Here is a 1,354-nt window from a genome sequence, read left to right on the forward strand (position 1 = left end):
GATAAGGTAAAATAAGTTGCGCAAATTGAAAATCGCATAAAAGAAGACATAGCTTGCAGGCTCTGGTAGAATGAAGTAACCACACACCATTCGAAAGGAGCAAGCAAACTATGTCCGAGAAAATTGTACAGCTAAACGAGGAAGTAATCAAGGGCCAAATCAAGGAATTGGTTCGCGGCAGCGTGGAGGAAACCCTGAACGAGCTGCTGGAAAAGGAGGCGGAGTCGCTGACGCAGGCGGCGCGCTACGAGCGCAGCGAGGCCCGTCAGGGCTACCGCAGCGGTCACTATGACCGCTGCCTCACCACGACCTCCGGCGACGTCACGCTCCACATGCCGCGGCTCAAGGGCGTATCCTTCGAGACTGCCATCATCGAGCGGTACCGCCGCCGGGAAAGCAGCGTGGAGGAGGCGCTCATCGAGATGTATCTGGCAGGCGTCTCCGTGCGCCGTGTGGAGGACATCACGGAGGCACTGTGGGGCAGCAAGGTTTCGCCCGCTACCATCAGCGAGCTGAACAAGAAAGCCTACGTCCACATCGAGGACTGGCGAAACCGTCCCTTGCAGGGCGGACGGTATCCATACGTCTACGTGGACGGCATCTACCTGCGCCGCAACTGGGGCGGAGAGTACGAAAATGTTTCTGTTTTGGTGGCGATTGCCGTGAATGAGGACGGTTTTCGTGAGGTTTTGGGCGCTGCCGAGGGCATGAAGGAGGACAAGGCCAGCTGGGTCAGTTTCTTCCAATGGCTTCGTGGACGCGGCTTGGACGGCGTAAAGCTCATCGTCGGTGACAAGTGCATGGGGATGCTGGAGGCCGTGGGTGAGGTGTTCCCGGATGCCAAATACCAGCGCTGCACGGTGCATTTCTACCGCAATGTTTTCTCTGTTGTGCCCAAATCCAAGGTCAAAATTGTGGCAAAAATGCTCAAGGCGATCCACGCCCAGGAGAGCAAGAAGGCGTCCCGCGAGAAGGCAAAAGCCGTCGTTGCAGAATTGAGAGCGATGAAACTGAAGGAGGCTGCCAAGAAGGTCGAGGACGGCATTGAGGAGACACTGACCTACTGCGATTTTCCCAGCGAGCACTGGACGCGCATCCGCACAAATAACGTGATCGAGCGGCTGAACCGTGAGATTCGCCGCAGAACCCGCGTGGTGGGGACGTTCCCCGATGGCAACTCTGCCCTGATGCTGGTCTGTGCAAGGCTGCGCCATGTGGCGGGCACCCATTGGGGCAACAAGAAATACATGAACATGAAGCACTTGGAGGCGGCTTTGGACGACGCCTCTATTGCCGGCTGACTTCACTCAGCCGGAGCCTGCAAACAATTTTGCGCATAAATCTTGACGGAACC

General features: G+C 56.9%; 1 protein-coding gene. It reads left to right on the top strand.

The window, feature by feature from the left end; genetic code table 11:
* Nucleotides 1-110: 110 nt before the first annotated feature.
* The gene (locus H8Z83_RS19060; protein ID WP_187016472.1) at nt 111-1,301 is read left to right on the top strand and encodes an IS256 family transposase; all 1,191 of its coding nucleotides are present in this window, start codon (nt 111-113) and stop codon (nt 1,299-1,301) included.
* Nucleotides 1,302-1,354: the final 53 nt, after the last annotated feature.

It is taken from the genome of Dysosmobacter segnis, assembly GCF_014297285.1.
In the GTDB taxonomy this organism is placed as follows: domain Bacteria; phylum Bacillota; class Clostridia; order Oscillospirales; family Oscillospiraceae; genus Oscillibacter; species Oscillibacter segnis.